We start from the raw sequence: 3,667 nt of genomic DNA, 5'->3' as shown, positions 1-3,667 counted from the left end.
CCGTGTCTCATGTGGGGAGTTTCTTCCAGCAGCTTTACACCGATGCTGAGCGCAACAACTCCAGCACCAAACATCCAGTGGAATCAGTAGACGTCGCGGACGTAGCGGTTGTCGGTGGCGAGTTGTCTGATGTAGGCGGCGGCTTCCTCGGGGTCGAGGTTGCCATGGGTGGTGGCGATGTCGCGGAGTGCCTGATCGACGTCTTTGGCCATGCGGGCGGCGTCGCCGCACACGTAGACGCAGGCGCCGTCGCGCAGCCACGCCCACAGGTGCGCGCCATGTTCCCGCATGCGGTCCTGGACATAGATCCTGGCGCGTTGGTCGCGGGAGAATGCAAGGTCAAGGCGGGTGAGGGTACCAGCGGTGGAGAGAGCTTCGAGTTCGTCGGCGTAGTAGAAGTCGGTCGCACGGCGTTGTTCACCGAAGAACAGCCAGTTCGGCCCGCGCGCGCCGCGAGCCTGGCGCTCCTGCAGGAAGCCCAGGAACGGCGCGACGCCGGTACCCGGGCCGATCATGACAGCCGGTACGCCGTCGTCGGCGGGCGGGCGGAAGTGCGGCGAGCGTCGCAGGAACACCGGCACCGGGTGGCCGGGGGCCGCGTCGGCGAGGTAGGTGGAGCACACGCCCTTGCGGGGGCGGCCGCGGCTGCCCACGAAACGGATGACGGAGACGGTCAGGCTCACCGCCGCCGGCTCCACCAGCGGCGAGGAGGAGATCGAGTACATCCTGGGCTGCAACCGTCCGAGCACCGCCAGCCAGTCGGTGACGCCGGCCCGCACCGGGTGTTCGGCGAGGACGTCGCCGGCCTGGCGGCCCCACATCCACTTCGTCAGTTCGAGCTTGTTGTCGGGGCGCAGCAGGGTGCGCAGCCGGGCGTCGCGGGTGCGTTCGGCGACGAAACGCAGCAGGTCCGGTCGGACGGTGGTGATGTCCAGCCGGTGACGCAGCGCCTCGACCAGCGGCATCGGCTCGCCCACGTCGACGACGGTGTGGGGGTCCAGGCCGGTGGCGGCGAGCCACTCGTCGACCAGATCGGGGCAGTTCGTCGGCCAGACCCCCAGGGTGTCGCCGGCGGTGTAGTCCAGCCGGCTGTCGGTCAGGTCGAACGTGAAACGCCGCACCTCCTTGGCCGAGCCGGCCAGGCTCAGCAGCCGGTTGCCGACCAGCGGTGCCGCCCGCTTCGAGTACACATGATCGATGGGGGTGTCCAACAACTGCGCGAGAATCGGCGCTAACGCAAGCGCAGGGCACGGATGAAGCGGGTGGCTTCGGGGCGGATGGATGCCGGGACGCGCAGCATCTGGGGGCCGGCGGGGGTGGCCAGGGGGATGACGATCAGATCACCGTGCTTGCGCCCCTGCGACGCCGACACCACCCGCCGGTCGAAGGCGACGTCGAAGTAGCCGCCGGGCCGGGGAAAAGGCGCGACGACCAGCAGCCGGCGGGTGGTGAGCAGAATCCAGCGGGACGCCCCGAGGCGGTGCCCGATGAACCGTTCGGCCCGCGCGGTGAACGCGCCCGGGCCGGCGGGGTCGGTGAGCCGGCCCCGGAGCACGACCTCGGTGAACTCCCCCGGCTCCAGCGGAACCTCCGGCGGGCGGGCCTTCCGCGCTGGATGTATACGCATACCGTCCAGCCTTCCACCCCGAACACCGTCCGCGCGGGAGCGTCTCCGACGTCCACGCGACGCCGCCCCTGATGCCCGCCCGGACGAACACCAACCGCCGCTCGGCCCGGGCCGAGCTCGGCTCGGCGTTGTGGTACTTACCGACCGCTGGCGGATCCTTGTGATACCAAACGGCCCCTTGGGAATCACAATGGCTCTCGCGCCGTGATACTTACTGACCACTGGCGTAGCCTTGTGATACCAAACAGGCCTGTAGGTATCACAAGGACTTCCGGATGGTAGGTAAGTATCAGTGCGACGCGAGGCCTTCGCCACCGGCCAGCAGCGCCACATCGTCCGGGCCGAACGCGGTTACCTCGCCTTCGTCCCGCCGCCGCTGCCCCCTGCTCTCGACCTCGACCGATCCCTGATCAGGCTGCTCTCGGACGCCGACCGCGCGCTGGGGGAACTCGCCGGCGCCGGCCGGACGCTGCCCAACCCGCGGCTGCTGGCCCGGGCGCTGGTCCGCCGGGAGGCCGTGCTGTCCAGCCGGATCGAAGGCACCCAGGCATCCGTCTCCGACCTGGTGCTCTTCGAGGCGGAGCAGCCGGCCCGGAGCGACGGCGCGGACGTCCGGGAGGTGTTCAACTACATGGCCGCGGTCGAGCACACACTCGACCCCGACCGTCGGCTTCCGCTGAGCGTCCCGTTGCTGCGGGAGGCGCACGCCATCCTGCTCAGTGGCGTCCGCGGAGACTACGCGACCCCGGGTGACGTCCGGCGGAGCCAGAACTGGATCGGGGCGCCCGGCTGCACCCTCGACACCGCCACCTACGTCCCGCCTCCCCCGGAACGGCTGTGGGAGTGCCTGGACCTGTTCGAGAAGCACCTGCACACCGACCACGACCTGCCACCACTGGTCACGATCGCATGCGCGCACTACCAGTTCGAGGCCATCCACCCGTTCCTCGACGGCAACGGGCGGGTCGGCCGACTCCTGGTCGTCCTGCTGCTGGCTGAATGGGGACTGCTCGACACGCCCATGCTGGACATCTCGGCCTGGATCGAACCGCGGCGCGACGAGTACTACGCCCATCTGCTGCGGGTCTCCACGCACGGGGAGTGGGCAGGATGGGTGGAGTTCTTCCTCCGCGGGGTCGCCGAACAGGCCCGGGACGCGGTGCGGCGTTCCACCGCGCTGCACAACCTGCGGAACGACTACCGCGCCCGGGTCAGCACCGCGCGCTCGTCCGGGCTGCTGGCGGCGCTGGTGGACGCGCTGTTCGACATACCGGCGCTGACCGTCAGCCGGGCACGGCGCATTCTCGACGTGACGCACCGTTCCGCCAGTCTGAACGTCGCGAAGCTGGTCGAGAGCGGAATCCTCACCGAGGTGCCCGGGCGAGCCCGCAACCGCCTGTTCATCGCGGACGGCATCCTACGGACGATCGAGGGAGAACCGGACACGTCCGCCCGGTAGCACCCCTGGGCCGGTCGCCCCGGCAGGGCCGCCGACGCCGGCTGGCGTTGTGATACTTACCTATCACCGACGCAGCCTTGTGATACCTAACAGCCCGGTAGGTATCACAAGGCCGCTGTCACAAGGCCGCCGGGGTTTCGCCCACGCCTGGTCGCCGGGATGTGGGCGCAAGCCCGGCAAGGTCGAGGAGCCGCCGCGTACCCGGAGGGTACGCAAGGTGACGAGAAACGCCGCCGGGGTTCCGCCCACGCCCGGCGAGGTCAGAAGGCGTCGGCAGGGTGGTAGATCCCCCAGACCGAGCGCAGGGCGTGGCAGACCTCGCCGACCGTGGCCCGGGCGCGCAGCGCCTCCTTCAGTGGGTAGAGGACGTTGTCGGTGCCCTGCGCGGCGGCCTTCACCGCGTCCAGATGGCGGGTCACCTCGGCGTTGTCGCGGTCGGCGCGCAGGGTGGCCAGCCGGGCCGACTGGTCGGCCTCGATCGCCGGGTCGACCCGCAGCGGGTCGTACTGCTCCTCCTGCTCGGCACGGAAGCGGTTGACGCCGACCACGGTGCGTGAACCGTCCTCGATGCCCTGCATGAC

General features: G+C 70.0%; 3 protein-coding genes and 1 pseudogene. 1 reads left to right on the top strand and 3 read right to left on the bottom strand.

The window, feature by feature from the left end; genetic code table 11:
- Positions 1–83: 83 nt before the first annotated feature.
- Both NBX02_RS04850 and NBX02_RS04845 read right to left on the bottom strand, forming a co-directional pair.
- Positions 84–1,175: pseudogene (locus NBX02_RS04850) on the bottom strand (diflavin oxidoreductase); the annotation flags it as partial.
- Positions 1,176–1,231: 56 nt separating this feature from the next.
- A complete protein-coding gene (locus NBX02_RS04845; RefSeq protein WP_250284552.1) occupies positions 1,232–1,627 on the bottom strand; it encodes a hypothetical protein in 396 nt (131 codons plus the stop codon).
- 292 nt (positions 1,628–1,919) lie between these two features.
- Here NBX02_RS04845 and NBX02_RS04840 point away from each other — a divergent pair, with 292 nt between their 5' ends.
- A complete protein-coding gene (locus tag NBX02_RS04840) occupies positions 1,920–3,086 on the top strand; it encodes a Fic/DOC family N-terminal domain-containing protein (protein ID WP_250284553.1) in 1,167 nt (388 codons plus the stop codon).
- A 260-nt stretch (positions 3,087–3,346) separates the two neighbouring features.
- On the opposite strand, the gene NBX02_RS04835 is transcribed toward NBX02_RS04840, so the two are convergent.
- A partial coding sequence (locus tag NBX02_RS04835) for a methylmalonyl-CoA mutase family protein (RefSeq protein WP_250290155.1) occupies positions 3,347–3,667 on the bottom strand: 321 nt, incomplete at its 5' end.

The sequence above is a fragment of the Protofrankia sp. CiP1_Cm_nod1 genome (assembly GCF_920888515.1).
Classification (GTDB): domain Bacteria; phylum Actinomycetota; class Actinomycetes; order Frankiales; family Frankiaceae; genus Protofrankia.
This window is presented reverse-complemented; position numbering and strand designations above follow the sequence as displayed.

What these genes read in the sequence shown, in the direction of transcription:
- NBX02_RS04845 (WP_250284552.1), bottom strand. Translation starts at nt 1,627, where the DNA reads ATGCGTATACATCCAGCGCGGAAGGCCCGCCCGCCGGAGGTTCCGCTG.